Below are 26,775 nucleotides of genomic sequence, written 5' to 3'. Positions count from 1 at the left end.
GGAGCCTGCATTGTTCTTTGAGCGCCACGGTGGTGGTGAGCGGGCGTTGCTCGTTCACTTGGAAGGTCAGAACCCTGAGGCGCGCGAAGATCCGCAGGAGTTTCGGGAGCTGGCATTGTCGGCCGGGGCGGACATCGTCTCGCTGGTGACAGTGACAAGGCATCAGCCCACGGCCAAATACCTGATTGGCAGCGGCAAGGTCGAGGAATTGCACGACCTGGTCCATGCCGAACAGGTAGACCTGGTGATTTTCAATCACACCCTTACGCCCAGTCAGGAGCGCAATCTTGAACGTGTGTTCGAGTGCCGTGTGCTCGATCGTACCGGGCTGATCCTCGATATTTTCGCCCAACGGGCGCGTACCCATGAAGGCAAGCTGCAGGTCGAACTGGCCCAGCTTGATCACATGAGCACGCGGCTGGTGCGTGGCTGGACCCACCTTGAGCGACAAAAAGGTGGTATCGGCCTGCGTGGCCCGGGTGAAACCCAGCTGGAAACCGACCGCCGCCTGTTGCGGGTGCGCATTCGCCAGATCAAGTCACGCCTGGAGAAGGTACGCAGCCAGCGTGAGCAGGCGCGTCGCGGGCGCAATCGGGCGGATATCCCTTCAGTATCGCTGGTGGGTTACACCAACGCCGGCAAGTCCACGCTGTTCAACGCCCTGACCGAATCCGAGGTGTACGCCGCGGACCAGCTGTTCGCCACCCTCGACCCGACCCTGCGCCGGCTCGAGCTCGACGACCTGGGGCCGATCGTCCTTGCCGACACCGTGGGCTTCATTCGCCACCTGCCGCACAAGCTGGTCGAGGCATTTCGGGCTACGCTCGAAGAGTCGAGCAACTCCGACCTGCTGCTGCACGTGATCGACGCCCATGAGCCAGAGCGCATGGAGCAGATCGAGCAGGTGCTGGCCGTGTTGGGTGAGATTGGCGCTGAAGGCTTGCCGATCCTTGAGGTGTATAACAAACTCGACCTGCTCGAAGATGTCGAGCCACAGATCCAGCGCAATGCCGACGGCAAGCCGGAACGGGTCTGGGTATCGGCACGTGATGGGCGTGGTCTGGAGCTGGTTGGCCAGGCGATTGCCGAGTTGCTGGGGGATGATCTGTTTGTCGGTACCCTGTGCCTGGAGCAGCGTTTTGCCCGCTTGCGCGCGCAATTCTTTGCTCTGGGTGCCGTGCAGAGTGAAGAGCATGATGAAGAAGGGCGCAGCCTGCTGAGCGTGCGACTGCCCAGGGTCGAATTGAATCGCCTGGTCAGCCGCGAAGGCATGGAGCCGCAAGTGTTTGTCGAGCAACACACTTTGCAATAAATGCTCGTCGAGGTCGCCGGGCAGCAGTGACAGGCATTCTGTAGCATTGGACGGCGCGCCGTGGGCGCGTCTTTGCTTTATCAGATGGAGAGCGCTATGGCTTGGAACGAGCCGGGTGGCAACTCGAACAATCAGGATCCCTGGGGCGGCCGCCGTGGTGGCGGTGGCGGTGGTGGTGACAAGAAAGGTCCGCCGGATCTGGACGAGGCCTTCCGCAAACTGCAGGACAGCCTGAATGGCATGTTCGGCGGTAACAAGAAACGTGGCGGCGGTGACCGCAATGTCGGCAAGGGCGGTGGCCTGGGCCTGCTGGGCATAGGCCTGGCGGTGCTGGCTGCCATCTGGCTGTACAGTGCCGTGTACGTGGTCGACGAGCAGGAGCAGGCCGTGGTGCTGCGCTTCGGCAAGTACCACGAGACGGTCGGTCCCGGCCTGAACATCTACTTCCCGCCGATTGATCGCAAGTACATGGAAAACGTCACGCGTGAGCGTGCCTACACCAAGCAGGGGCAGATGCTGACCGAAGACGAGAACATCGTCGAGGTACCGCTGACCGTCCAGTACAAGATCAGCAACCTGCAGGACTTCGTGCTTAACGTCGACCAGCCTGAGGTGAGCCTGCAGCACGCGACCGACAGTGCCCTGCGCCACGTGGTGGGTTCCACCTCGATGGACCAGGTGCTCACTGAAGGCCGTGAACAGATGGCCGTGGATATCCGCGAACGTCTGCAGCGCTTCCTCGACAACTACCGTACCGGTATCACCGTTACCCAGGTCAACGTACAGAGCGCGGCAGCCCCGCGTGAAGTGCAGGAAGCCTTCGACGACGTGATCCGTGCCCGCGAAGACGAGCAGCGTGCCCGCAACCAGGCCGAGTCCTACGCCAATGGCGTGGTGCCGGAAGCCCGTGGTCAGGCCCAGCGCATCATCGAGGACGCCAACGGTTACCGCGACGAAGTCATCGCCCGGGCCAAGGGTGAGGCCGACCGCTTCACCAAGCTGGTTACCGAGTACCACAAGGCACCTGACGTGACCCGTCAGCGTCTGTACCTGGAGACCATGCAAGAGGTCTACAGCAATTCGAGCAAGGTCATGGTGGCGACCAAGGACGGGCAGAACAACCTGCTTTACCTGCCACTGGACAAGATGGTCGAAGGCAGCCGCAACCCGTCCACGCCAACCACCAGCGTGTCGCCATCGGCCAACGATGCGGCCGCCCGTGCGGCGCAGGACCTGCAACAGCAACAGCAGCCGCTGCGTACTAGGGAGAGCCGCTGATGAGCAATAGATCGCTGATCGCCCTGATCGCCGCCGTCGTTCTGGCCATTGTGGCCTGGAACAGCTTCTACATCGTGTCCCAAACAGAACGTGCGGTACTGCTGCGCTTCGGTAAGGTGGTCCAGGCAGATGTTCAGCCCGGCCTGCACGTGAAGATTCCGTACGTGAACCAGGTGCGCAAGTTCGACGCCCGCCTCATGACCCTCGACGCCCCGACCCAGCGGTTCCTGACCCTGGAGAAAAAAGCGGTGATGGTCGACGCCTACGCCAAGTGGCGCGTCAAGGATGCCGAGCGCTTCTACACCGCCACGTCCGGCATGAAGCAGATCGCCGACGAGCGTCTGTCGCGTCGTCTGGAAAGCGGCCTGCGCGACCAGTTCGGTAAACGTACCCTGCACGAGGTGGTTTCCGGTGAGCGTGACGCACTGATGGCCGACATCACTGCATCGCTGAACCGCATGGCCAACAAAGAGCTGGGCATCGAGGTGGTCGACGTGCGCGTCAAGGCCATCGACCTGCCGAAGGAAGTCAACCGCAGCGTGTTCGACCGCATGAGCACCGAGCGTGAGCGTGAAGCTCGCGAGCACCGTGCCAAGGGTAACGAGCTGGCTGAAGGTATTCGTGCCGATGCCGACCGCCAGCGCCGTGTGCTGCTGGCCGAGGCCTACCGCGAAGCAGAAGAAACCCGTGGTGACGGCGACGCCCAGGCGGCTGCCATCTATGCCAAGGCCTACAGCCAGGACGCTGATTTCTATGCGTTCCACCGTAGCCTGCAGGCATACCGCGAGAGCTTCTCGAGCAAGAGCGACGTGCTGGTCCTGGACCCGAAGAACGAGTTCTTCCGTTACCTGGACAAGAGCAAGCCGTGATGCTCAGGCCCTGATTTTCATGCAGCGGCGCCCCGCCTGGCAGCTAAAACACCAGGCGGGGTGCATCCTGAATGAAAAGGGGTGTATGATGAGGCAGCCGGGAAATTTCCCGGCTTTTTTGCGTCTGAAAGGTTGATTGGCACAGCGCCAGTTGACGGTTTGGTCAGCTCGCAAGGCAATTCGAGGGTATCGGGTACGGTGGCTGCGCTGGGATCAGTGCTGCCCGCTGCTGTGCGCGATACCGGCTTTACTGACGGCTCGCCAGCTGGCAAGCCGCCCGGACCAGAGGGGAAAAGGCGTAATGGCAACGGTAGACCGCTGGCTGCTGCCAGATGGCATCGAGGAAGTACTGCCACCTGAAGCCGCGCGCATCGAGATCGCGCGCCGCCAGGTGTTGGACCTGTTCCAGAGTTGGGGCTACGAGCTGGTCGTCACCCCGCATATCGAGTACCTGGAGTCGCTGCTCACCGGCGCCGGCCAGGACCTGGATCAGCGCACCTTCAAGGTAGTGGACCCGCAGTCCGGTCGCCTGATGGGCTTCCGCGCCGACTTCACCCCGCAGGTGGCGCGCATCGACGCGCACACCCTGCGCCGTGAAGGCCCGAGCCGCCTGTGCTACGCCGGCAGCGTGCTGCACGCCCAGCCGCGTGCACTGTCCACCTCGCGCAGCCCGATCCAGCTAGGCGCCGAGCTGTATGGCGATGCCAGCCCGACCAGCGACGTGGAAGTCATCAGCCTGATGCTGGCCACGCTGCAACTGGCCGATGTGCCGGACGTACACATGGACCTGGGCCACGTCGGTATCTACCGCGGCCTGGCCCGTGCTGCCGGCTTGTCCGGTGCGGTCGAGCAGCAGCTGTTCGACGCCCTGCAGCGCAAGGCCGTCGATGAAGTGCAGGCATTGACCGCCGACCTGCCGAAGGACCTGGGCAACATGCTGCGTGCATTGGTCGAGCTGTGCGGTGGCCGTGAAGTGCTGGCCGAAGCCCGCGTGCGCCTGGGCCGTGCCCCGGCCAGCGTGCTGGCGGCGCTGGACGACCTGCTGGCGATCGCCGATCGCCTGACGTCGCGCTATCCGGACCTGCCGTTGTACTTCGACCTCGGCGAGCTGCGCGGCTACAACTATCACACCGGCGTGGTGTTTGCCGTGTTCGTGCCGGGCGAGGGTCAATCGATCGCCCAGGGCGGGCGCTACGACGACATCGGCGCCGACTTTGGCCGGGCCCGCCCGGCCACCGGTTTTTCCACGGATTTGAAGACCCTGGTCACACTGGGGCGAGCGGAGGTCGTATTGCCAACTGGCGGCATCTGGATGCCGGACAGTGGCGACGCGGCCCTCTGGCAGCAAGTCTGCCAGTTGCGCAACGAGGGCCAGCGTGTGGTCCAGGCCCTGCCTGGCCAGCCGTTGAGTGCTGCTCTCGAGGCGGATTGTGATCGGCAATTGATTCAGCAAGACGGGCGCTGGCAGGTTCTGCCGCTGGCCCAGTGAGTTTCTGCGTCGGCAACAGGCCGGCAACCAAGTTTGCGTGAATGAGGACCAATGTAATGGGTAAGAATGTCGTCGTCCTGGGCACCCAGTGGGGTGATGAGGGCAAAGGCAAGATCGTCGATCTGCTGACCGAACATGCTGCCGCCGTAGTGCGCTACCAGGGGGGCCACAACGCGGGTCACACCTTGGTGATCAACGGTGAAAAGACCGTTCTGCACCTGATTCCGTCCGGCATCCTGCGTGAAGGCGTACAGTGCCTGATCGGCAACGGCGTGGTCGTTGCCCCGGACGCCCTGATGCGCGAAATCACCAAGCTGGAAGAAAAAGGCGTACCGGTGCGCGAGCGCCTGCGCATCTCCCCGGCTGCACCGCTGATCCTGTCGTACCACGTGGCCCTGGACCAGGCCCGCGAAAAAGCCCGTGGCGAAGCCAAGATCGGCACCACCGGCCGTGGTATCGGCCCAGCCTACGAAGACAAGGTCGCGCGCCGCGGCCTGCGCGTGGGTGACCTGTTCCACCGCGAGCGTTTCGCTGCCAAGCTGGGTGAGTTGCTGGACTACCACAACTTCCAGCTGGTGAACTACTACAAAGAGCCGGCCATCGATTTCCAGCAAACCCTGGACGAGTGCATGGCCTACGCTGAGCAGCTCAAGCCGATGATGCTCGACGTCACCGCCGAGCTGCACAACCTGCGTCGCGCCGGCAAGGACATCATGTTCGAAGGTGCCCAAGGCTCGCTGCTGGACATCGACCACGGTACCTACCCGTACGTCACCAGCTCCAACACCACCGCTGGTGGTATTTCCACCGGTTCCGGCGTTGGCCCGATGTACCTGGACTACATCCTGGGTATCACCAAGGCGTACACCACTCGCGTAGGCTCCGGTCCGTTCCCGACCGAACTGTTCGACGAGACCGGCGCTACCCTGGCCAAGCGTGGCCACGAGTTCGGTTCCACCACCGGCCGCGCTCGCCGTTGCGGTTGGTTCGACGCTGTGATCCTGCGTCGCGCCATCGACGTCAACAGCATCTCGGGCATCTGCCTGACCAAGCTGGACGTGCTGGACGGCCTGGAAACCATCAACATCTGCGTTGGCTACAAGAACGAGAACGGTGCTGTCATCGACGCGCCTTCCGATGCCGACAGCTACATCGGCCTGGAGCCGGTGTACGAAGAGATGCCAGGCTGGAGTGAGTCGACCCTGGGTGCAAAAACCCTGGAAGAGCTGCCGCAAGCTGCGCGTGACTACATCAAGCGCATCGAAGAGCTGGTTGGCGCGCCGATCGACATCATTTCGACCGGCCCGGACCGCAACGAGACCATCGTGCTGCGTCACCCGTTCGCCTGATCTGCCCTCCAGGCTGATCTGACGCCGTGGCCCTGAAAGGGGCTGCGGCGTTTTCATTTGTGGGGTATGCCTGCACTGGCCCTATCGCCGCCAAGCCAGCTCCCACAGCATCTCCACAGATCTCGGGATAGGCCGGTACAGGCAACCCTCTTCCTGAAACTTGGCGTTTATCCCTGCTGCCTTCGGCACAACCCTTGCTGTAAGAAGTTTCTGTAGATGCCATCAAAATAGTGGCGCCAGTAAACACGAGGGTTACACCGTGTCTGCCATCCTCTCACTGTTACGAAGCCGCCTTTTGCGGCCTGTGTTTGTTGCCCTTGGTATCGCTCTTTTGGTGCAGGTGCTGGTTGCCGTTGCGCTCACCCGAAGCACGGTCACCGCCCTGGAAGCCGACCTTGGCGAACGCCTGGGCAACGACAGCCGCCAGCTGGCCAACGACCTGGAGCAAGCCGGGCAAGACGTGCGCTCGGGCCTGGACAGCCTGTCCAGCAGCACCCGCCAGCGCCTGAGCGCCGGGTTGTCGGAGCGCCTGCAAAGCGAACAGCAGCAACTGCGCAGCACCCTGGAAAAGAACCTGAAGGACTCTGCCAACGACATGGCCGAGCTGCTGGCTTCGGTGGCCCCGCGGGCGATCTGGGACAACGACGTGCCAGTGCTCTCTGACTTTGCCCGGCGTGCCCAGCGTAACCCCAACGTGCTGTTCGTGGTGTACGACGATGCCCAAGGCCAGCACCTGACCCGCTACCTGAACCGGCAAAACCCGATCAACCAGGCGTTGATGGACAAGGGCCAGGGCGAGCGTGCGCTGGACAAGGTGATCGATGCCGCCCGGCGCGACCCGGCGGTGTACTTTGTCGAAGCCTCGATCAACCCTAATGGGGCGGAAATCGGCAAGGTGGTGATGGGTGTTTCTACGGCCGGTATCGACCAGGAGCTCAAGGCCCTGGATCAGCGTTTCACGGCGCTGATTGCCAGCGGTGAGCAACTGGTTGCAGACAGCCTGGTGGGCGCTGCCGCCGACAGCGGCAAGACCCTGCGCGAGCGCCTGGAAAAGGCGCAAGGCAGTGCTGCAGCAATGCAGGCCAATACCGCGCAGACCGTGCGTGATGCCGCCGCCGAGCTGCGCTGGCGCATTGGCCTGGGTTTGGTGCTCGTTGGTCTCGGCGTGCTGCTGGTGGTGGCCGTGGTGCTTGGCCGCCGAGTACTGAGCAAGCTGCGCCTGTTGATTGCTGCCCTGGACGACCTGGCGGCGGGCGAAGGCGACCTGACCAAGCGCGTGCCGCTCGACAGCCGCGACGAAATTGGCGACATGGCTTCGGCGGTGAACCGCTTTGTCGACAAGTTGCAACCGATCGTGCGTGAGGCGGGCGAGGTGGCCCAGCGTACCGGTGTCGAGATTGGCGCGATGGCCCAGCGCAACGCCGGCGCGGATGCTGCCGCCGCATTGCAACGCGATGAAGTGGCAGCCAGCCTGCGCGACCTTTCGAGCATGGCCGATGAAGCCCAGGCCGAAAGCCATGCGATGCAGGCGGCCTTGAAACAGGTGGTGGATATCCGCCAGGCCACCGACGAAAACAGCCGCACCTCGACCCAGCTCGCGGGATTGATCGAGAACCTGGCAGGCCAGGTAGAGACCGGCTCCCAGGTGATCGAGCGCCTGGCCAAGCAAAGCGAGCAGATCGAAGTGGTGCTGACGGTGATCCACGGCATTGCCGAACAGACCAACCTGCTGGCGCTGAACGCGGCCATCGAGGCCGCCCGGGCAGGTGAGACCGGGCGCGGGTTTGCCGTGGTGGCCGATGAGGTGCGGGCGCTGGCGAGCAAGACGCAGAGCTCCACAGGGGATATCCAGTCGCACATCGCGGCGCTGCAGAAGGGCGCCAAGGAAGCCGTGGCGACCATCAGCCAGGCCGGGCTCAAGGCCAGCGAAGGGCTGCTGGTACTGCGTGATAACGAGCGCCGGCAGCAGTCGGTGCAGGCGGCGGTGGAGCAGGTGCATGCGGCCATTGGCCTGGCCACCCGCGCAGCTGAGCAGCAGGCGAGCGGGGCGCAGGCCGTGCGGGGGCGGGTGGAGACTATCCATGCCCAGGCTGAGCGCTCGGCCGAAGTGGTGATGCAGACAACAGCCAGCAGCAAGGTGCTGGATGACCTGGCCGCGCAGCTACGGGCAAGCCTGGGGCAGTTCAGAGCTTGAGATGGAGGCGGTCGTGAGGTTTTCGGCGCCTGTGAGATCGAGCGCCGCGCGGGCGGCGCTCGATATACGCAACGGCACAGCAATCGAGGTGGACCATTCAAGCCTTGTTCAGGTACATCCGCGTAGTCAGCAAATACACCGGCAGCCCCGAAACCACGATCAGCAGTGCCGCATAAGGCGCCGCTGCCGCGAACTCGACGTTGGCCGTATGCGCCCACACCTCGGTGGCCAATGTGGTCATGCCCGTGGGGCTGAGCAGCAGCGTGGCCGTCAGCTCCTTCATGGCATCCAGGAATACCAACGCGAAAGCCGCCGCCATGGCCGGGAAGATGATCGGCAGCGTCACCCGGCAGAACGCAGTAAAGCTGCTCGCGCCCAGTGTGCGTGCAGCTTCCTCCAGCGTTGGCGAAGCCTTGTTCAGCGCGGTGCGCACTGGCGACTGCGCCAGTGGCAAAAACAGCAGCGCATAGGCCAGCAGCAGCAGTGCCGTGGTCTGGTACAGCGCCGGCACGTAGTGCAGGGCGAAGAACACCAGGGTCAGGGCAATCACCAGGCCGGGCAGGGCGTGCAGCAGGTAAGGCAGGCGCTCGGCCCAGATCGCCAGGCGACCCTTGTAGCGCACCACCAGGAAGCTGATCGGCAGGGCCAACAACACGCAGAAGCCAGCACCGCCAAGCGACACCGACAGCGAAGTAAACAGAGCCTTGGAGATAGCCGCCACCGGGAACGCTGCCGACGAACCCACGCTGAGCCAGTAGCCGAGCATGGCCAGTGGAATACCGCTGCCCAGCACCGCCAGGCCCACGCAGAACAGCTGCGCCAGCACCGCCCAGCCGCGCAGCCGCACCGGTTGCGCCCGCCGCGCTACGCCCTGGCCGATGCGTACATGGCGGGCTTTGCCGCGTACGCGCAGTTCCAGCCACAGCATCACCAGGCACATCGCCAGCAGCACGGCAGACAGCATGGCCGCGTTGGCATTGCTGAACTCCAGTTCGAACTGTTGGTAGATGGCGGTGGTGAACGTCTGCAGGCCGAGGATCGACAGCGCGCCGAACTCCACCAGCATGTGCAGGGCAATCAGCAGCGCGCCACCGAGCATCGACGGCCACAGCAGTGGCAGGGTGACCTTGCTGAACACGCCCCAGCGGCTGCAACCCAGGGTGCGCGCCGACTCTTCCAGCGAGGTATCGAGGTTACGCAGGGTTGCGGCCACCGGCAGAAACACCAGCGGGTACTTGGACAGGGCCATGACCATGATCGCCCCGCCGAGGCCTTCGAAGTCCGAACTCAGCGACACCCAGGTGAAGCTGCTGACGAACGACGGCACGGCGAACGGCAGGCACAACACCACGCCCCACAGTCGACGACCTGCCAGGTTGCTGCGCTCCAGCAGCCAGGCCAGCGCCAGGCCGACCACCATGCAGGTCAGCGTCACCCCGACCATCAGCAACAGGGTGTTGCGCATCAGCCCCCAGACAAAGGGGCGCCACAGCAGGTGCAAGGCTTCGCGCCAGCCGGCTTCCCAGGCTTTGATGGCGACATAAGCCAGGGGCAGCAGGCTCATCGCGACCAGGAACAGCACAGGCAGCACGACCCAGATGGAGGGGCGCTTGCGGCGCGGTACAAAGCGCACCGGCGCCGGTGCAGACAGGGCGGCAGTCATCAGAGCAGGCCGACCTCGCGCTCAAGCTCGATGGCTTCCTCGGCGTTACCCAGGTCGGCCGGCGAGATCTTCGGCGGGCGCAGCTCGTCGAACGGCTTCAGGCCGCGGTCAGAAACCATGCCCTTGTGCAGCGGGTACTCGGCGGTGGTCTGGGTGATGACGCGCTGGCCTTCTTCGCTGGCCATCCAGTTGAGCAGGGCCTGGGTCTCTTTCGGGTGCTTGCTGGCCTTCACCACGGCTGCGCCGGAGATGGTGACCAGGTTGCCGGCGTCACCGTCGGCCAGGTAGTAAAGTTTGGTGTCCAGTTTGCCGCGTTCGCGTTCAAGCGCGTACCAGTAGTAGTTGTTTACCAGTACCGCAGCCACTTCGCCTTTTTCCACGGCTTTGAGGGCGACCATGTTGTTGGTGTAGGTCTTGCCGAAGGCTTTAAGGCCGGTCAGCCATTCCTCGGTGGCTTCACGACCGTGCATTTTCAGGATGGCCACAGCCTGTTCCTGGAACGCACCACTGGTAGGCACATAGCCGACGCGGCCTTCCCACTCAGGGTTGGCAAAGTCCATCACTGTGGTAGGCAGGTCTTTTTCGTCGACCTTCTTCGGGTTGTACACCACGATGCGCGTACGGGCCGTGATGCCCATCCACGTACCGTTGGCGCCAACGTATTCCTTGGGCACCATGTTTGCGGTGGCGTCGTCGATCTTCGCCAGCAAGCCCAGCTCGCCCAGCTCGCCCAGGTTGTTCAGCGGCGGCGACTCTTCGGTATAGATGATGTCGGCTGGCGAGCGGTCGCCTTCCTCGATTATCTGGCTGGCCAGCTGGTTGCTGCTGCCTTTGCGGATATTGATGTGAATGCCGGTCTTGGCCTCGTAGGCCTTGGCGATGGCTTCGCCGATTTCCTTATGCTGACCGTTGTACATGGTCAGGGTGACCGGTGCGTCTGCCATGGCGGCCGGAGCGCCGATGACCAGGCTCAGCACGGCGGCGGCCAGAGTACGCATCAGCAGTTGCGGGCGGATCGTCATGCGGGTACTTCCTCGCTTACGGCTACATATTTGGAAACAATGGTAAACGAAATTGTTTCTCAAGTGGCCGGGTGACGAGAAATTCATGGGCAGACCATGGTGCAGGACCGGGAGTGCGCGGGGAGGGTGGGGCAAAAAACGCAGGCAAGAAAAAACCCACTAGCAAGCTAGTGGGTTTTTGTATGGTGCCCAGGAGAAGACTCGAACTTCCACGACCTTGCGGTCACTGATACCTGAAACCAGCGCGTCTACCAATTCCGCCACCTGGGCAAAGCTTTGCATCATCTGTAGAAGGCGACTATCGTTCGCTTCACACAGTAGTAACAGATCCTTGGTCATCTGTTACTTGAAAATATTTGGTGCCCAGGAGAAGACTCGAACTTCCACGACCTTGCGGTCACTGATACCTGAAACCAGCGCGTCTACCAATTCCGCCACCTGGGCACACATTCGAGATTAAAAGATGCTTTACAGCGCCGTTCATCTCTACTACAACGTTGGGGTTGTCCGTCGTTGTGGTGCGCACTATACGGACGCTCCCCAAGGCTGTAAACCCCCCAATAAAAAAAAATTTCAAAAAATTCAACTTGTTGATTCCACAGGCCTATTACTGCTCTGGATGCACAGCAGTGGGGGCTGTCCAAGGCAGACATTTCCGGTTTCAATAGGCCTATGCCAGAATTCATATCTATATACCCCAAGGTGAACCCCTTCTGATGGCCGATTGGCAATCCCTCGATCCCGAGGCCGCTCGCGAAGCGGAAAAATATGACAACCCCATTCCCAGCCGTGAGCTGATCCTGCAACGCCTTGCCGACCGTGGCGAGCCCGCTGCGCGCGAGGAACTGGCGAAAGAGTTTGGTCTGTATGAAGAAGACCAGATCGAAGCCCTCCGTCGCCGTCTGCGTGCCATGGAGCGCGACGGCCAGCTTATCTATACCCGGCGCGGCACTTATGCCCCGGTGGATAAGCTCGACCTGATCTGCGGCCGTATCTCCGGCCACCGCGATGGGTTTGGTTTCCTCATCCCCGATGATGGCAGCGATGACCTGTTCCTCAGCCCGTCGCAAATGCGCCTGGCCTTCGATGGCGACCGCGCACTGGCGCGCGTGTCGGGTACCGACCGCCGTGGGCGCCGTGAAGGCGTGATCGTCGAGGTCATTTCCCGTGCCCACGAAAGCGTGGTCGGCCGTTACTTTGAAGAAGGCGGCATCGGCTACGTAACCCCGGACAACCCGAAGATCCAGCAAGAAGTGCTGGTGACCGCCGGGCGTAACGGTGGTGCCAAGATCGGCCAGTTCGTCGAGATCAAGATCACCCACTGGCCAACGCCGCGCTTTCAGCCGCAAGGCGATGTGGTAGAAGTCATCGGCAACTACATGGCGCCGGGCATGGAAATCGACGTTGCCTTGCGTAGCTACGACATCCCGCATGTCTGGCCCGATGATGTGGTCAAGGAAGCGCGCAAGTTCCGCTCTGAAGTCGAAGAGAAAGACAAAGAGAAGCGTGTCGACCTGCGTCATTTGCCATTCGTCACCATCGACGGTGAGGACGCCCGCGACTTCGATGACGCTGTCTATTGCGAGCCGCTGGGCAAACTGCGCCTGTTCTCCGGTGGCTGGCGCCTGTATGTGGCCATCGCCGACGTGTCCAGCTACGTGCGCCTGGGCTCGGCCCTGGACGTCGAGGCCCAGCAGCGCGGCAACTCGGTGTACTTCCCCGAGCGTGTGGTGCCGATGCTCCCCGAAGAGCTGTCCAACGGCCTGTGCTCGCTGAACCCGCACGTCGACCGCTTGGCCATGGTCTGTGAAATGACCATGAACAAAGCCGGCCAGATGGTCGACTACCAGTTCTACGAAGGTGTCATCCACTCCCACGCCCGCCTGACCTACAACAAGGTCAGCAGCATGCTCGAGCACGCCCGCACCCGTGAGGGCAAGGCGCTGCGCGAGGAGTACAAGGCGGTCGTGCCTGACCTGAAGAACCTGTACAACCTGTACAAGGTGCTGTTGGATGCCCGTCACACCCGGGGTGCGATCGACTTCGAAACCCAGGAAACCCGCATTATCTTCGGCGATGAGCGCAAAATTGCGGAAATTCGCCCGACCGTGCGTAACGAAGCACACAAGCTGATCGAGGAATGCATGCTGGCGGCCAACGTGGCCACCGCCGAGTTCCTGCAAAAGCACGGCGTGCCTGCACTGTACCGCGTGCACGACGGCCCGCCGCCGGAGCGCCTGGAAAAACTGCGTGCCTTCCTTGGCGAGCTGGGCCTGAGCCTGCACAAGGGCAAGGACCCGTCGCCAAAGGATTACCAGGCCCTGCTGGCGAGCATCGCCGGGCGCCCGGATTTCCACCTGATCCAGACAGTCATGCTGCGCTCGCTGAGCCAGGCGGTGTACAGCACCGAGAACAACGGCCACTTCGGGCTGAATTACGAGGCGTACACCCACTTCACCTCGCCGATCCGCCGTTACCCTGACCTGCTGGTGCACCGCGCCATCCGCAGCATCATCCGTTCCAAGGTCGATACCCCGCACGTCAAGCGTGCCGGCGCCATGAGCATTCCAAAGGCGCGCATCTACCCATACGACGAGAACACCCTCGAGCAGCTTGGCGAGCAGTGCTCGATGACCGAGCGCCGGGCTGATGAAGCCACCCGTGACGTGGTCAACTGGCTCAAGTGCGAGTACATGAAGGATCGCGTGGGCGAAACCTTCCCCGGTGTGATTACTGCGGTGACCGGTTTCGGCCTGTTCGTCGAACTGACCGACATCTATGTGGAAGGCCTGGTGCACGTCAGTGCGCTGCCGGGCGACTCCTACCACTTCGATCCGGTCCATCACCGCCTGTCCGGTGAGCGCACCGGACGCAGCTTCCGCCTGGGCGACTCGATTGAAGTCAAGGTCATGCGTGTTGACCTGGACGAGCGCAAGATCGACTTCGAAGTGGCTGACAAGACGCTGGCTGCGCCAATCGGCCGCAAGCAGCGCGGCGCCGCGTCGGCTGCCGACAAAGCCGACAAGCCCGAGCCAGCACCGGTCGAGGCCAGGGCCACGCCGAAGCCGCGCAGCCGCAAGAGCGAAACCTCCGAGGCGTATTTCCCGAAAGACGCCGTGCAGCGTAACGCCGAAGTGCGCAAAAGCCGTGAAATGAAAAAGGCGCTGATGAGCGATGCCCGCACCGGCAGCTCGTCCAGCAGCAAGTCGGACAAAGGCGGCAAGCCCGCCGGCAAGCCGACCAAGCACCGTAAAGGCCCGCCGAAGTCCGGTGCGCCACGCAAGAGCAAGAGCAAGTCATGAGTCAGCTGGAAAAGATCTACGGCGTGCACGCCGTGCAGGCGTTGCTGCAGCACCATCCGAAGCGGGTCAAGCAGATCTGGCTGTCGGAAGGGCGCAGCGAGCCACGCCTGCAGACCCTGCTGGCGCTGGCTGCAGAAAACCGTGTGCAGGTTGGCCAGGCCGAGCGCCGTGAGATGGATGCCTGGGTCGAAGGCGTTCACCAGGGTGTTGTCGCCGAGGTGAGCCCAAGCCAGGTGTGGGGCGAATTGATGCTCGAGGAGTTGCTTGAGCGCACCGAAACGCCACCGCTGATCCTGGTGCTGGACGGTGTCACCGACCCGCACAACCTTGGCGCGTGCCTGCGCACCGCCGATGCGGCCGGTGCCACGGCGGTGCTCGTGCCCAAGGACAAGTCTGCAACCCTTACGCCTGTTGTGCGCAAGGTGGCCTGCGGCGCGGCAGAGGTGATTCCGCTGGTGGCCGTGACCAACCTCGCGCGCACGCTGGAAAAGCTGCAGCAGCGTGGCTTGTGGGTGGTGGGTACCGCCGGCGAGGCTGAGCAGGAGATCTACCAGCAAGATCTGACCGGGCCTCTGGTGATGATCATGGGCGCAGAAGGCAAAGGCATGCGCCGGCTGACCCGCGAGCATTGCGACTTCCTGGTGAAGTTGCCGATGGGCGGTAGCGTCAGCAGCCTGAACGTTTCGGTGGCCACCGGGGTTTGCCTGTTCGAGGCTGTGCGTCAGCGTCAGGCCAAGCGCTGATCTTCCCCTGTTGCGGGCCATTCGCGGGCGCGCCCGCTCCCACAGGATTTTCACTGGCTTACAAGCAGTGGGGGCCCTGTGGGAGCGGGTTTACCCGCGAAAGGGCCGGTAGCCTGTGAATATGTTTCAGGCTGTTCAAATATTCGCCAATTACCTTGCTTGTGCGCCACGCCTTCTCTACAATTGCGCCCCTTGCCGAGCTGGCAGGCGCACATGTGCCTCCCCTCCGTGCAAGACATACAGTGTCATTCACTCCTTGTCTGACCAGATTCGCTGGCAGACTACTAACCCGTAAGGAGCATTCATGCGTCATTACGAAATCATCTTCCTGGTTCACCCGGACCAGAGCGAGCAAGTCGGCGGCATGGTTGAGCGTTACACCAAGCTGATCGAAGAAGACGGTGGCAAAATCCACCGCCTGGAAGACTGGGGCCGTCGTCAACTGGCCTACGCAATCAACAATGTTCACAAGGCTCACTACGTGATGCTGAACGTTGAGTGCACCGGCAAGGCCCTGGCCGAGCTGGAAGACAACTTCCGCTACAACGATGCCGTTATCCGTAACCTGGTCATCCGTCGCGACGAAGCCGTTACCGGCCAGTCCGAGATGCTGAAGGCTGAAGAAAACCGCAGCGAGCGCCGTGAGCGTCGTGAGCGTCCTGAGCATGCTGACTCCGCCGAAGGCGACGACAGCAATGACAGCGACTCCAGCGATAACGCTGACGAGTAATCCACGGACCTTTAGAGGAGCCTATTAAATGGCACGTTTCTTCCGTCGTCGTAAATTCTGCCGCTTCACTGCTGAAGACGTGAAAGAGATCGACTTCAAAGATCTCAACACCCTGAAAGCTTACGTATCCGAAACCGGCAAGATCGTTCCAAGCCGCATCACCGGTACCAAAGCTCGTTATCAGCGTCAGCTGGCTACCGCTATCAAGCGCGCCCGCTTCCTGGCCCTGCTGCCCTACACCGACAGCCACGGCCGCTGAGACCGGGTCGTCGACAAGCAGTAAGGGATTAGCATGCGAGCGTTAGCAAGTTTCATCATGCGCGGTCGTGTGCAGGCCACCCTCGTGGTGGTCATCAGCGCGGTACTGCCGCTGCTGTTCTGGTTGAGTGCCGCTGCCTGCAGCCTTGTGCTGCTGCGGCGTGGGTTCAAGGATGCTACAACGGTCATCGCCGGCGGCCTGCTGGCGGGTCTGGCCGTGTGGGTCATGGGTGATCCCATCACCTTTCTGGTGATTGCGGGTGCCTTGGCCCTGGCCGCCATGTTGCGTGCCGAGCATCCCTGGAGCCGGGTGTTGCTGGTCAGTGCCGTGTTCGCCGTGGCTTTCAGCCTCGTGCTCGATCTGGCGCTGGCCCAAACCTTCGATGTGCTGGCCAAGGCGTTTGCCGAAGCTATGCCGAAAATCGAGGGGCAGCCGGTACTCTCCGGTGAGCTGATCCGCCCTGTGCTGGTCGCCTCCACAGCAGTGACGGTGCAATTGTTCAGTGTGCTGGCCTTGGTGCTGGCGCGCTACTGGCAGGCAGCGTTGTACAACCCTGGAGGCTTCGGTCGCGAGTTTCGCGCGCTGAAGCTGCCAAAACAGACCATGGCGGTCTTGGTGGCAGTGATGGTGGTGGCTCCGTTTATCGGGCCGCAGTTCATCATCCTGGCATCGGCTTCGAGCCTGGTACTGGTACTGGCCGGCATCGCTTTGATGCATGGGCTGGTGGCACAGGGCCGACTGGCCGGTTTCTGGCTGGTGGGCATGTACGTGACGTTGCCGCTGATCATGCAGCTGATTTATCCGTTGCTGGTGGTTTTGGCCATTGTCGACAGCCTGATTGATTTTCGCGGTCGCAAGTCCCCCAAGGGGAATGACTCCGCGAACGGTGAAGGTTAAAAGTTAAGAGGTTTTACCAAATGGAACTGATCCTGCTGGAAAAAGTCGCTAACCTGGGCAACCTGGGCGACAAAGTAAAAGTTAAGGCTGGTTACGGCCGTAACTTCCTGCTGCCATTCGGCAAGGCCACCGTTGCCAACGCCGCCAACCTGGCTGCGTTCGAAGAGCGTCGCGCCGAGCTGGAAAAAGCAGCTGCTGACCGTAAATCGTCGGCTGAAAGCCGCGCTGCCCAACTGGCCGAGCTGGAAGTGACCATCACTGCCACCGCTGGCGACGAAGGCAAGCTGTTCGGTTCGATCGGCACCCACGACATCGCTGACGCCCTGACCGCCTCCGGCGTTGAAGTGGCCAAGGCTGAAGTTCGTCTGCCGAACGGCACCATCCGTCAGGTTGGCGAATACGACGTAGCCGTGCACCTGCACAGCGACGTTGAAGCCACCGTACGTGTGGTTGTCGTAGCTGCCTAAGCTGCGCTAACTGGCTGGCTCCTTGCGAGTCAGGCGGTTAACATCGGGCACGGTCCTGTTTTATACAGGCCGTGCCCTTTGTCTTTTTCATCCTCCAGAATTCTTTCGTGGCCATGAACGAGATCACAACCTCCGAACAGCTTGACCTGCAAACCGCCGCCCTGAAGGTGCCGCCGCATTCCATCGAGGCCGAACAGGCCGTGCTCGGTGGCCTGATGCTGGACAACGAGGCCTGGGAGCGGGTGCTGGACCAGGTGTCGGACGGCGATTTCTACCGGCATGACCACCGGCTGATCTTCCGCGCCGTGCACAAGTTGGCCGATGCCAACCAGCCATTTGACGTGGTGACCCTGCACGAGCAGTTGGACAAGGAAGGCCTGTCCTCGCAGGTAGGCGGCCTGGCTTACCTGGCCGAGCTGGCCAAGAACACCCCGTCGGTGGCCAACATCAAGGCCTACGCCGCGATCATTCGCGAACGGGCCACACTGCGCCAGCTGATCAGCATCAGTTCCGACATCGCCGACAACGCGTTCAACCCGCAGGGGCGCAACGCTGCAGAGATTCTCGACGATGCCGAGCGGCAGATCTTCCAGATCGCCGAAGCACGGCCAAAGACCGGCGGCCCGGTAGGCGTCAACGAGCTGTTGACCATGGCCATCGACCGCATCGATACGCTGTTCAACTCCGACAGTGATATCACCGGTATTTCTACTGGCTACACCGACCTGGACGAGAAAACCAGCGGCCTGCAGGCAGCCGACTTGATCATTGTCGCCGGTCGTCCGTCGATGGGTAAAACCACCTTCGCCATGAACCTGGTGGAAAACGCCGTTCTGCGCAGCGAAAAGGCGGTGCTGGTGTTCTCCCTCGAGATGCCAGGTGAATCGCTGATCATGCGTATGCTGTCGTCGTTGGGCCGTATCGACCAGACCAAGGTGCGTTCAGGCCAACTGGACGACGACGACTGGCCGCGGCTTACCTCCGCAGTCAACCTGCTCAACGACCGCAAGCTGTTCATCGACGATACTGCCGGCATCAGCCCGTCGGAAATGCGTGCGCGCACGCGTCGTCTGGCACGTGAGCATGGCGAAATCGGCATGATCATGGTCGACTACCTGCAGCTGATGCAGATTCCGGGCTCTTCCGGTGACAACCGCACCAACGAAATTTCCGAAATCTCCCGCTCGCTCAAGGCCCTGGCCAAGGAGTTCAACTGCCCGGTCATCGCCCTGTCGCAGCTGAACCGCTCCCTGGAACAGCGCCCCAACAAACGCCCGGTGAACTCCGACTTGCGTGAATCGGGTGCAATCGAGCAGGACGCCGACGTGATCATGTTCGTGTACCGGGACGAGGTTTATCACCCCGAGACCGAGCAAAAGGGGATTGCGGAAATCATCATCGGTAAACAGCGTAACGGCCCTATCGGTTTCGTACGCCTGGCATTTATCGGCAAGTACACCCGCTTCGAGAACCTTGCGCCGGGCATGTACAACTTCGACGATGACGAATAACGCCAGTAAGTCATAAGTGGTTCAAGACTTTTGGTGCTGCTGCGCCGCCCATCGCCGGCAAGCCAGGCTCCCACAGGTACGGCGTAAATCTCAAGCTTTGCACCGTACCCGTGGGAGTCTGGCTTGCCGGCGATGGGCCGCAAAGCGGCCCCGATTAAAGAAACGTGGCTTTTAGCACTGACTGACAATCCGCCCTTCGCTCATCGTGATTACCCGATCAAATCGCGACAGGGCACTTTGATCATGAGTAACGCAGATCAGCCCCTTCCCGTGGAGTGTTTCGAACAGCAGATCCCAGGTCTGCTCTGCCGATCCGGCATCTAGGCCGCTTGTAGGCTCGTCAAAGAAATTGAAATCGCCAGGCTGGTTAAGTACCCGCAGCAACGTCAGCCTGCGCGCCTCGCCACCCGAAATGGATTCTGCGCGTGCATCCAGATCAAGTTCGTACCAGTCTTTGCTCAAGCCCAGTCGCTCAAGCCATTGTTCGATCTGAGCGCGATCATGAGCATGTTCGAACAGCACTGCGCGGGACAGGGGGCCGGGTATGAAATGCGCATCCTGAGGGCAGAGTCGTAAACGACTGAACTGCTCACACCCCTCGAGCGCAGCCAGGCTTCTGCCATACAAGTGAACGTGCTTGCGCAACTGGAATACCGTTCCTGCGAGCGCATGCAGAAGTGTCGATTTACCACACCCGCTGGGCCCGACCAGCGCGACTCGTTCTCCTGCCCGTATTACCAAGGGCTCATTGATCAGCAGTTGCAGCGCATTTCGAGCGCTGAGTTGGCAGGGTGTGATGCGAAGCCCTGCGTTTTCATCCAAGGGCTCTGCCTCCATGGAGTCTGTCGGGCCGAACACTGGGAGTTGGAGCCAGTGTTCGAGCTTGCGTTTGTCGAGCCGGAACTGGTCGAGTACCCGCCAGGCTTCCGCCAGTTGTGCAACGCTTGCGAGCAACCCAGTCACCAGCGTAATGAGGGCAACAAGCTCGCCCAGGCTCAGATGCGGCGTTGCCTGGGATTGATCATGGATGCCCCACAACAGCACACCACCACTGCCCAGGCCAATGAACAGGGTACGCAAGCCCTGAAGCCAACCCCCGCTGCGGGCTACCCGCACTGCTGAATCGGCATAGTCCGAGAGTGTCTGGTTGACCGGGAGCATTGCCGCATCCTCAGCCCTTTCCAGTTTGACCGTTGCCGCGCTGGCGAAGGTATCCACCCATTGTTCCGCCAGTTCATCCTCTCGCGAGTTTACGGCCTCGATATGAGGCCTACGCCAGCGTATCAGGCGATCGTTGGCCCATAGATATGCCAAGCTCAAGGGGATGAGGCCGATTAATACCGAAGTAGCCCCGAGGTATGCGAACAGTGTGACCAGCACCACCGCTTCGGCCAGTACCGGCCATGCTGAGCCAATCAGAAAGCCTAGCCATCGTTCCTGGGCCGTTATTCCTCTATCCAGTACCTTTACCAAGGTCCCGCCATGGAGTTGTCCATAAGCCTCGAAGCGTTTGTCCAGCAACCCTCGGCACCAGCGCATCGAAAGCTGCTTCACGCGCTCTTGGCAGAGCCGCGCCAGGCACCAGGCTTGCAAAGGGGTCAACGAGGCTTGTAGCGCGACAAGGCATATGAAGGCACCGAGCAGAATGAATGAAGACGAGGCCGATGTGGACAGGTTGTCGATAATGTCAGCCAGGATCAGGGCTGGTACGACGGTCGCGACTTTCAACACTAGTGTTGCGCTCAGAGCTGCGATGATTCCTCGATAGATATGCATATGCCTTGCGTGCGTTCTGCAGGAGGTGGATGCCGGGCCTGATTGGCTAGAGAGGCTGTGGAATGGTGTGTTGCTGGAAGGGCGTATCTTTCAACAAGTCCGGCTGGTTGTCTGCCTGCCAAGAGTTTGGAAATGTATCCGGCTGGCGCTGTTTGGCAGGACATGATCAGATTTTTCCCGTTGCGCGTAGGCCATTTCTGAAATAGCTTCCTACGGCCTTTACACCATTGCGGTGGTTTTCTGGGCGGCCTAGTCTGGCCCTGTCGTTGTAAAAACAGCGACCGGGCCTACAAGCCCGATCAGGAACGAATGTTGTTCACCGCAAGCCAATGGCACGCGCCATCGGGCTCGCTTGATGGTGGCTGCGTGCGGGAGGTTTTCGTTCTCTGTCCGGTCTTGCAGACCCGTACGTGACCGCCACCCATCACACTGCAAGTCATGAGTGCGGCTCTGTGTGAATCTACAGAGAGCTGTAGCATGCTGAAAATTATCCCCGATCCACCCCTCGATCCCCACTCCTTGAACACAGCTCTATTCAGGCCGAATGCCCACCGTAAGGCTTGATTGATAGTGCGTCTGGCCGGGCCCTTTCGCGGGTGAACCCGCTCCCACAAGACACCACAGCTTTCAGGCTTGCACAGTACCTGTGGGAGCGGGCGTGCCCGCGACGCATGAGGGCTGACAGGTGTTCGCCACAGCAGTTTCAGCGCCTATGAGATCGAGCGCCGCCCGCGCGGCGCTTCGCGGGGCAAGCCCGCTCCCACATCTGTTTCGGGCCAGCCCCTTCTGTGAGTCCACCGCTGCCCGCTTTGTTTGTTTCCTTCGATATTGAAGGTTGCATCGCTGCTCTTAATCACTCTTCAGCCATGCACCCGGGGTGCGCGCGGCTATTGCTCAGGAATAATTGGCCCGAAACAAATGTGGGAGCGGGCTTGCCCCGCGAAGCGCCGCGCGGGCGGCGCTCGATCTCACAGGCGCTGAAACTGCTGCGGCGAACACTTGGCGACCTCATCACAAGCCCCAAGCCCAGCACCTGGCAGCCTACACCCAACCGTCGCCCAACCCACCAATCCCCACGAAGACAGTCGGATTTGGTCAAAATTTGTGCTATATTCCGCGCCCGCGATTTCCCTGCACACCAGAACCGGTCACTGACATGCAAGCAGCCAAACCACTCTACGACTATCCCAAGTACTGGGCCGAATGCTTCGGGCCAGCACCTTTCCTGCCGATGAGCAGGGAGGAGATGGATCTGCTCGGCTGGGATTCCTGCGACATCATCATCGTGACCGGGGACGCCTACGTCGACCATCCGTCGTTCGGCATGGCCATCATCGGCCGTCTGCTGGAAGCCCAGGGCTTTCGCGTGGGCATTATTGCCCAGCCAAACTGGCAGTCGAAAGACGACTTCATGAAGCTTGGCGAGCCGAACCTGTTCTTCGGCGTGGCCGCAGGCAACATGGACTCCATGATCAACCGCTACACCGCCGACAAGAAGATCCGTTCCGACGACGCCTACACCCCTGGTGGCCTGGCCGGCAGCCGACCGGACCGCGCCAGCCTGGTGTACAGCCAGCGCTGCAAGGAAGCCTACAAGCATGTGCCGATCGTACTCGGCGGCATCGAGGCTTCGCTGCGCCGCATCGCCCACTACGACTACTGGCAGGACAAGGTCCGCCATTCGATCCTGATCGACGCCAGCGCCGACATCCTGCTCTTCGGCAACGCCGAGCGTGCGGTGGTGGAAGTGGCTCAGCGCCTGGCCAGTGGCGAGACGATCGAGAGCATCACTGACATCCGCGGCACCGCGTTCGTGCGCCGTGATACCCCGCAGGGCTGGTACGAGATCGACTCCACCCGCATCGACCGCCCAGGCCGCGTCGACAAGATCATCAACCCGTACGTCAACACCCAGGACACCCAGGCCTGCGCCATCGAGCAGGCCAAGGGCGACCAGGAAGACCCGAACGAAGCCAAGGTGGTACAGATTCTCGACAGCCCGGCCGTGACCCGGGAAAAGTCGGTGATCCGCCTGCCATCGTTCGAAAAGGTACGTAACGACCCGGTGCTCTATGCTCACGCCAACCGCGTGCTGCACCTGGAGACCAACCCGGGCAACGCCCGCGCCCTGGTGCAGAAGCATGGCGAAGTGGATGTGTGGTTCAACCCGCCACCCATCCCCATGACCACCGAAGAAATGGACTACGTGTTCGGCATGCCTTACGCCCGTGTCCCGCACCCGGCCTATGGCAAGGAGCGCATCCCGGCCTACGAGATGATCCGTTTCTCGGTGAACATCATGCGTGGCTGCTTCGGTGGCTGCACCTTCTGCTCGATCACCGAGCACGAAGGCCGCATCATCCAGAACCGCTCGCACGAGTCGATCCTGCACGAGATCGAAGAAATGCGCGACAAGGTGCCGGGCTTCACCGGCGTGGTCTCCGACCTTGGCGGGCCGACCGCCAACATGTACCGCATCGCCTGCAAGAGTCATGAAATCGAGAAGCACTGCCGCAAGCCGTCGTGCGTGTTCCCGGGTATCTGCGAAAACCTCAACACCGACCACAGCTCGCTGATCGAGCTGTACCGCAAGGCCCGTGCCTTGCCAGGTGTGAAGAAGATCCTGATCGCCTCGGGCCTGCGCTATGACCTGGCCGTGGAGTCGCCAGAGTACGTCAAGGAACTGGTTACCCACCACGTTGGCGGCTACCTGAAGATTGCCCCGGAGCACACCGAGCGTGGCCCGCTGGACAAGATGATGAAGCCGGGCATCGGCTCGTACGACCGCTTCAAGCGTATGTTCGAGAAATACTCGAAAGAGGCGGGCAAGGAGCAGTACCTGATCCCGTACTTCATCGCCGCGCACCCGGGCACCACCGACGAAGACATGATGAACCTGGCCCTGTGGCTGAAGGGCAACGGCTTCCGCGCCGACCAGGTGCAGGCGTTCTACCCGTCGCCGATGGCCTCGGCCACGGCCATGTACCACTCGGGCAAGAACCCGCTGCGCAAGGTGACCTACAAGAGTGAAGGGGTGGAGATCGTCAAGAGCGACGAGCAACGCCGCCTGCACAAGGCGTTCTTGCGCTACCACGACCCGAAGGGCTGGCCGATGCTGCGTGAAGCGCTGGAGCGTATGGGCCGCGCCGACCTGATTGGGCCGGGCAAGCACCAGCTGATCCCGCTGCACCAGCCGCAATCCGACACGTACCAGAGCGCGCGTCGCAAGAACTCGACGCCAGCGGGCAGCCACAAGGTGGGCAAGGAGCAGAAGATCCTGACCCAGCACACCGGCCTGCCACCGCGTGCCAGCGATGGCAGCAAGCCGTGGGACAAGCGTGAGAAGGCCAAGGCCGAGGCGTTTGCGCGTAACCAGCAGGCGGCCAAGGAACGCAAGGAAGCAGCCAAGGGCGGCAAGGGCAACAAGAAGCCGCGTCAGCCCGTTATTCCGCGCTGATTGATCTATTTGTGGCTGCTTTGCAGCCCTTTCGCGGCACAAGGCCGCTCCTACAAGAAACCGCGATTCCCTGTAGGAGCGGCCTTGTGCCGCGAAAGGACCGCAAAGCGGTCCCAAAAATCTCAGCTTTAATCAGGCTGCTTGTCGACCCACTTCGGCACCACCGGCGCCACAAAACTGTCCATACCGTCCAGCAGCGCGTCCGGCTGCTGCCCCAGCAGCAACATTGCCCGATGCTGCGGCCGCACAAAGCCTTCTTCGACGATATGGTCGAGGAACCCGCCCAGCTTCGCGTAGAAGCCGTTCACATCCAGCAGCCCCAATGGCTTGGCGTGATAGCCCAGTTGCCCCCAGGTCCAGACTTCGAACAATTCTTCCAGCGTACCCAGCCCGCCCGGCAGGGCGATGAAGGCATCGCTCAGCTCGGCCATGCGTGCCTTGCGTGCGTGCATGCCGTCGACCACTTCCAGGCGGCTGAGGCCCTTGTGGCCGATTTCGGCGTTCATCAGGCTTTCGGGGATGATCCCGATCACTTCGCCACCGGCCGCCATGGCCGCGTCGGCAACGGTGCCCATCAGGCCGACCGCACCGCCGCCATAGACCAGGGTCAGGCCGCGACGCGCGATGGCCTGGCCAAGCGCGATGGCAGCATCACGGTAGGCAGGGTTGGCGCCGATGCTGGCGCCGCAGAACACACAAACGGAACGTACGGGCATTGCTCATCTCCTGTCACTCAGGTGGACAGGGTACGGCGCATGCCCGTCGCTTCCAAGGCCACGTTCATTCCGGGCGGGAGAATTCGCAGATGGCGCCCGTTGCCCCGTGGGCATAGGCGGCGAGCAGGCTGTTGATAAATGCAGAGATGGGCATTTGGTATTGCTCCTAAATGAGAGGTTGTCCCATCGTCTATTAAAAGGGCATGATGTGCTCTTAGATTGGTTGTATACAATCCATTGAACAATTCTACTGGCTGGCCTGTTGACACCCCCTTGACCCATATCAGCAAGGGGCTGAACGGTTTCAGGCAGTCTCGCAATTGATAAAACCCTGCCAAGGAGATTCATGATGTTTGCGAAAGCTGTAGCGGTATCCCTGCTGACCCTCGCCAGCGCCTCTGTCTTTGCAGCCGAATGCTCGGTGACTGTTGAATCGACGGACCAGATGTCCTACACCAGCAAAGAATTCACCGTCGACAAGAGCTGCAAGGAATTCACCGTCAAACTGACCCACTCCGGCAACCTGCCTAAGAACGTCATGGGCCACAACCTGGTGATCAGCAAGACTGCCGACATGCAGGGCATTGCCACTGAAGGCATGACTCAGGGCATCGAAAAAGGCTACCTGAAGGAAGATAACGCCAACATCATCGCCCACACTGCGATGATCGGCGCACCGGAAAAAGAGACCGAAGTGAAGTTCGACACTTCCAAGCTGGAGGCCGGTGGTGACTACAGCTTCTTCTGCACCTTCCCGGGCCACATCTCGATGATGAAAGGCAAGGTTGTAGTCAAGTAATGACAGCTGTGTAGGCCTCTCGGGCCTATTCGCGGGCACGCCCGCTCCCACAGGGTAAGCACTGTCTTCAAGGGCAGTGAAAATCCTGTGGGAGCGGGCGTGCCCGCGAAGCTTTTATGGGGCGAACGGCAGTTCGCGCTTGTGCTGGGTCTTGCGGTAGGTGGCGACGATGATGTCGAATGCCGCCTGATCAACCGGCAACCCATGCAGGAAGGCGTCGATCTGCTGGTAGGTCACGCCATGGGATGCTTCGTCCGGCTTGCCCGGCTCCAGGTCTTCAAGGTCCGCCGTCGGCACCTTCTCCACCAGTGACTCCGGTGCGCCAAAGCTGCGCGCAATCGCCCGTACCTGGTTCTTCACCAGCCCGCTCAGGGGCGCCAGGTCGCAGGCACCATCACCAAACTTGGTAAAGAAGCCCATTACCGCCTCGGCGGCGTGGTCGGTACCGATCACCAGGCCCGCGCGGGCCCCGGCGATGGTGTACTGGGCAACCATGCGGGTACGTGCCTTGACGTTGCCCACCACGAAGTCCACAAGCGTCGGCGAGCCGTTCTTCAATTCCACTACTTCAGCGGCCAATGCCCGCACTGCCGGGGCGATATCCACGGTGTGCACTTCATCGGCCTTGATCACGTCCAGGCACGCCTGGGCGTCATGCTCGTCATGCTGCACCTGGTAGGGCAGGCGCACGGCAATGAAGGTGTATGCCTTGTCGCCGGTTTCTGCGCGCAATTCATTCACGGCGCGCTGGGCGAGCAAGGCGGCAGTCAGCGAGTCGACACCACCGCTGATGCCCAGCACCAGGGTCTTGAGCCGGGCATTGGCCAGGCAGTCCTTGATGAAGGCCACGCGGCGGGCGACTTCGGCCTCGAGCGCGGCGGTGTCGGCGAACGGCGGCTGTACCTTCAGTGCCTGGGCAATCTCTTGCTGAACCGCTTGCAT

Annotated in this window: 19 protein-coding genes, 2 tRNA genes and 2 pseudogenes; 16 read left to right on the top strand and 7 right to left on the bottom strand. The window is 61.6% G+C overall.

Annotated elements, in window-relative coordinates:
* Positions 1–10: 10 nt before the first annotated feature.
* The 7 genes and pseudogenes from hflX to LU684_RS30750 all read left to right on the top strand — a co-directional run.
* Positions 11–1,312, top strand: a complete 1,302-nt coding sequence (gene hflX, locus LU684_RS17275) for a ribosome rescue GTPase HflX (protein WP_232894849.1) — start codon at positions 11–13, stop codon at positions 1,310–1,312.
* A gap of 96 nt (positions 1,313–1,408) precedes the next feature.
* On the top strand, positions 1,409–2,590 hold the full coding sequence (hflK, locus tag LU684_RS17270; RefSeq protein WP_016489443.1) for an FtsH protease activity modulator HflK: 1,182 nt from the start codon (positions 1,409–1,411) through the stop codon (positions 2,588–2,590).
* The gene (gene hflC / locus LU684_RS17265; protein WP_012274454.1) at positions 2,590–3,459 is read left to right on the top strand and encodes a protease modulator HflC; all 870 of its coding nucleotides are present in this window, start codon (positions 2,590–2,592) and stop codon (positions 3,457–3,459) included. Before hflK ends, hflC begins: the two co-directional genes overlap by 1 nt.
* A 301-nt stretch (positions 3,460–3,760) precedes the next feature.
* Positions 3,761–4,948 (top strand): ATP phosphoribosyltransferase regulatory subunit, encoded by a 1,188-nt coding sequence (locus tag LU684_RS17260; RefSeq protein WP_016489442.1) that lies wholly within the window; start codon positions 3,761–3,763, stop codon positions 4,946–4,948.
* Between the two features lie 56 nt (positions 4,949–5,004).
* Positions 5,005–6,297 carry an adenylosuccinate synthase gene (locus LU684_RS17255; RefSeq protein WP_016489441.1) on the top strand — a complete coding sequence of 431 codons (1,293 nt, stop codon included), beginning with the start codon at positions 5,005–5,007 and terminating at the stop codon, positions 6,295–6,297.
* 595 nt (positions 6,298–6,892) lie between these two features.
* Positions 6,893–7,633 (top strand): annotated as a pseudogene (locus tag LU684_RS30755) (HAMP domain-containing protein); the annotation flags it as partial.
* 342 nt (positions 7,634–7,975) lie between these two features.
* Positions 7,976–8,491, top strand: a pseudogene (locus LU684_RS30750) (methyl-accepting chemotaxis protein); the annotation flags it as partial.
* A gap of 97 nt (positions 8,492–8,588) precedes the next feature.
* On the opposite strand, the gene LU684_RS17245 reads toward LU684_RS30750, so the two are convergent.
* The 4 genes from LU684_RS17245 to LU684_RS17230 form a co-directional block, all read right to left on the bottom strand.
* Positions 8,589–10,154 carry an ABC transporter permease gene (locus tag LU684_RS17245; RefSeq protein WP_016489439.1) on the bottom strand — a complete coding sequence of 522 codons (1,566 nt, stop codon included), beginning with the start codon at positions 10,152–10,154 and terminating at the stop codon, positions 8,589–8,591.
* Positions 10,154–11,176 (bottom strand): extracellular solute-binding protein, encoded by a 1,023-nt coding sequence (locus LU684_RS17240; RefSeq protein ID WP_232894848.1) that lies wholly within the window; start codon positions 11,174–11,176, stop codon positions 10,154–10,156. Before LU684_RS17240 ends, LU684_RS17245 begins: the two co-directional genes overlap by 1 nt.
* Before the next feature lie 183 nt (positions 11,177–11,359).
* A tRNA-Leu gene (locus LU684_RS17235) sits at positions 11,360–11,446 on the bottom strand.
* A gap of 87 nt (positions 11,447–11,533) precedes the next feature.
* Positions 11,534–11,620: transfer RNA gene (locus LU684_RS17230), tRNA-Leu, on the bottom strand.
* A 272-nt stretch (positions 11,621–11,892) separates the two neighbouring features.
* On the opposite strand from LU684_RS17230, the gene rnr reads away from it, so the two are divergent.
* The 7 genes from rnr (at position 11,893) to dnaB (ending at position 19,085) form a co-directional block, all read left to right on the top strand.
* Positions 11,893–14,478, top strand: a complete 2,586-nt coding sequence (gene rnr / locus LU684_RS17225; RefSeq protein ID WP_232894847.1) for a ribonuclease R — start codon at positions 11,893–11,895, stop codon at positions 14,476–14,478.
* Positions 14,475–15,221: a 23S rRNA (guanosine(2251)-2'-O)-methyltransferase RlmB gene (gene rlmB, locus LU684_RS17220; RefSeq protein WP_016489436.1), complete on the top strand. Its 747-nt coding sequence runs from the start codon at positions 14,475–14,477 to the stop codon at positions 15,219–15,221. The genes rnr and rlmB overlap by 4 nt, the downstream gene beginning before the upstream one ends.
* A gap of 304 nt (positions 15,222–15,525) precedes the next feature.
* On the top strand, positions 15,526–15,951 hold the full coding sequence (gene rpsF / locus LU684_RS17215; RefSeq protein WP_003249557.1) for a 30S ribosomal protein S6: 426 nt from the start codon (positions 15,526–15,528) through the stop codon (positions 15,949–15,951).
* A gap of 28 nt (positions 15,952–15,979) precedes the next feature.
* Positions 15,980–16,210 (top strand): 30S ribosomal protein S18, encoded by a 231-nt coding sequence (gene rpsR / locus LU684_RS17210; protein WP_003249563.1) that lies wholly within the window; start codon positions 15,980–15,982, stop codon positions 16,208–16,210.
* Between the two features lie 33 nt (positions 16,211–16,243).
* A complete protein-coding gene (locus tag LU684_RS17205) occupies positions 16,244–17,107 on the top strand; it encodes a hypothetical protein (protein WP_016489435.1) in 864 nt (287 codons plus the stop codon).
* A gap of 20 nt (positions 17,108–17,127) precedes the next feature.
* The gene (rplI, locus tag LU684_RS17200; RefSeq protein ID WP_012316464.1) at positions 17,128–17,574 is read left to right on the top strand and encodes a 50S ribosomal protein L9; all 447 of its coding nucleotides are present in this window, start codon (positions 17,128–17,130) and stop codon (positions 17,572–17,574) included.
* 113 nt (positions 17,575–17,687) lie between these two features.
* Complete coding sequence (gene dnaB / locus LU684_RS17195; protein ID WP_232894846.1) at positions 17,688–19,085, top strand: replicative DNA helicase; 1,398 nt, start codon at positions 17,688–17,690, stop codon at positions 19,083–19,085.
* A gap of 171 nt (positions 19,086–19,256) precedes the next feature.
* On the opposite strand, the gene LU684_RS17190 is transcribed toward dnaB, so the two are convergent.
* Positions 19,257–20,861 carry an ATP-binding cassette domain-containing protein gene (locus LU684_RS17190; protein WP_023046913.1) on the bottom strand — a complete coding sequence of 535 codons (1,605 nt, stop codon included), beginning with the start codon at positions 20,859–20,861 and terminating at the stop codon, positions 19,257–19,259.
* Between the two features lie 1,156 nt (positions 20,862–22,017).
* On the opposite strand from LU684_RS17190, the gene LU684_RS17185 reads away from it, so the two are divergent.
* The gene (locus LU684_RS17185; protein WP_031311556.1) at positions 22,018–24,318 is read left to right on the top strand and encodes a YgiQ family radical SAM protein; all 2,301 of its coding nucleotides are present in this window, start codon (positions 22,018–22,020) and stop codon (positions 24,316–24,318) included.
* Between the two features lie 128 nt (positions 24,319–24,446).
* Here the strand turns inward: LU684_RS17185 and LU684_RS17180 are convergent, their stop codons facing one another.
* Positions 24,447–25,034 carry a TIGR00730 family Rossman fold protein gene (locus tag LU684_RS17180; protein WP_016489428.1) on the bottom strand — a complete coding sequence of 196 codons (588 nt, stop codon included), beginning with the start codon at positions 25,032–25,034 and terminating at the stop codon, positions 24,447–24,449.
* A gap of 349 nt (positions 25,035–25,383) precedes the next feature.
* On the opposite strand from LU684_RS17180, the gene azu reads away from it, so the two are divergent.
* Entirely contained in the window at positions 25,384–25,833 is a 450-nt protein-coding gene (gene azu, locus LU684_RS17175) for an azurin (protein ID WP_024717363.1), read from the top strand.
* A gap of 114 nt (positions 25,834–25,947) precedes the next feature.
* Here azu and nadE read toward each other — a convergent pair whose 3' ends face one another.
* Entirely contained in the window at positions 25,948–26,775 is an 828-nt protein-coding gene (nadE, locus tag LU684_RS17170; RefSeq protein WP_016489425.1) for an ammonia-dependent NAD(+) synthetase, read from the bottom strand.

Source organism: Pseudomonas sp. NMI542_15, assembly GCF_021283425.1.
Lineage (GTDB): Bacteria > Pseudomonadota > Gammaproteobacteria > Pseudomonadales > Pseudomonadaceae > Aquipseudomonas > Aquipseudomonas fortuita.
This window is presented reverse-complemented; position numbering and strand designations above follow the sequence as displayed.

Bases quoted from the DNA above. Each gene is read 5' to 3' on its own strand.
- nadE (WP_016489425.1), bottom strand. From the start codon at position 26,775: ATGCAAGCGGTTCAGCAAGAGATTGCCCAGGCACTGAAGGTACAGCCG.
- rnr (WP_232894847.1), top strand. From the start codon at position 11,893: ATGGCCGATTGGCAATCCCTCGATCCCGAGGCCGCTCGCGAAGCGGAA.
- LU684_RS17260 (WP_016489442.1), top strand. From the start codon at position 3,761: ATGGCAACGGTAGACCGCTGGCTGCTGCCAGATGGCATCGAGGAAGTA.
- LU684_RS17255 (WP_016489441.1), top strand. From the start codon at position 5,005: ATGGGTAAGAATGTCGTCGTCCTGGGCACCCAGTGGGGTGATGAGGGC.
- LU684_RS17240 (WP_232894848.1), bottom strand. From the start codon at position 11,176: ATGACGATCCGCCCGCAACTGCTGATGCGTACTCTGGCCGCCGCCGTG.
- hflK (WP_016489443.1), top strand. From the start codon at position 1,409: ATGGCTTGGAACGAGCCGGGTGGCAACTCGAACAATCAGGATCCCTGG.
- rlmB (WP_016489436.1), top strand. From the start codon at position 14,475: ATGAGTCAGCTGGAAAAGATCTACGGCGTGCACGCCGTGCAGGCGTTG.
- LU684_RS17205 (WP_016489435.1), top strand. From the start codon at position 16,244: ATGCGAGCGTTAGCAAGTTTCATCATGCGCGGTCGTGTGCAGGCCACC.
- rpsF (WP_003249557.1), top strand. From the start codon at position 15,526: ATGCGTCATTACGAAATCATCTTCCTGGTTCACCCGGACCAGAGCGAG.
- LU684_RS17180 (WP_016489428.1), bottom strand. From the start codon at position 25,034: ATGCCCGTACGTTCCGTTTGTGTGTTCTGCGGCGCCAGCATCGGCGCC.
- LU684_RS17245 (WP_016489439.1), bottom strand. From the start codon at position 10,154: ATGACTGCCGCCCTGTCTGCACCGGCGCCGGTGCGCTTTGTACCGCGC.
- dnaB (WP_232894846.1), top strand. From the start codon at position 17,688: ATGAACGAGATCACAACCTCCGAACAGCTTGACCTGCAAACCGCCGCC.
- rplI (WP_012316464.1), top strand. From the start codon at position 17,128: ATGGAACTGATCCTGCTGGAAAAAGTCGCTAACCTGGGCAACCTGGGC.
- LU684_RS17190 (WP_023046913.1), bottom strand. From the start codon at position 20,861: ATGCATATCTATCGAGGAATCATCGCAGCTCTGAGCGCAACACTAGTG.
- LU684_RS17185 (WP_031311556.1), top strand. From the start codon at position 22,018: ATGCAAGCAGCCAAACCACTCTACGACTATCCCAAGTACTGGGCCGAA.
- azu (WP_024717363.1), top strand. From the start codon at position 25,384: ATGTTTGCGAAAGCTGTAGCGGTATCCCTGCTGACCCTCGCCAGCGCC.
- rpsR (WP_003249563.1), top strand. From the start codon at position 15,980: ATGGCACGTTTCTTCCGTCGTCGTAAATTCTGCCGCTTCACTGCTGAA.
- hflC (WP_012274454.1), top strand. From the start codon at position 2,590: ATGAGCAATAGATCGCTGATCGCCCTGATCGCCGCCGTCGTTCTGGCC.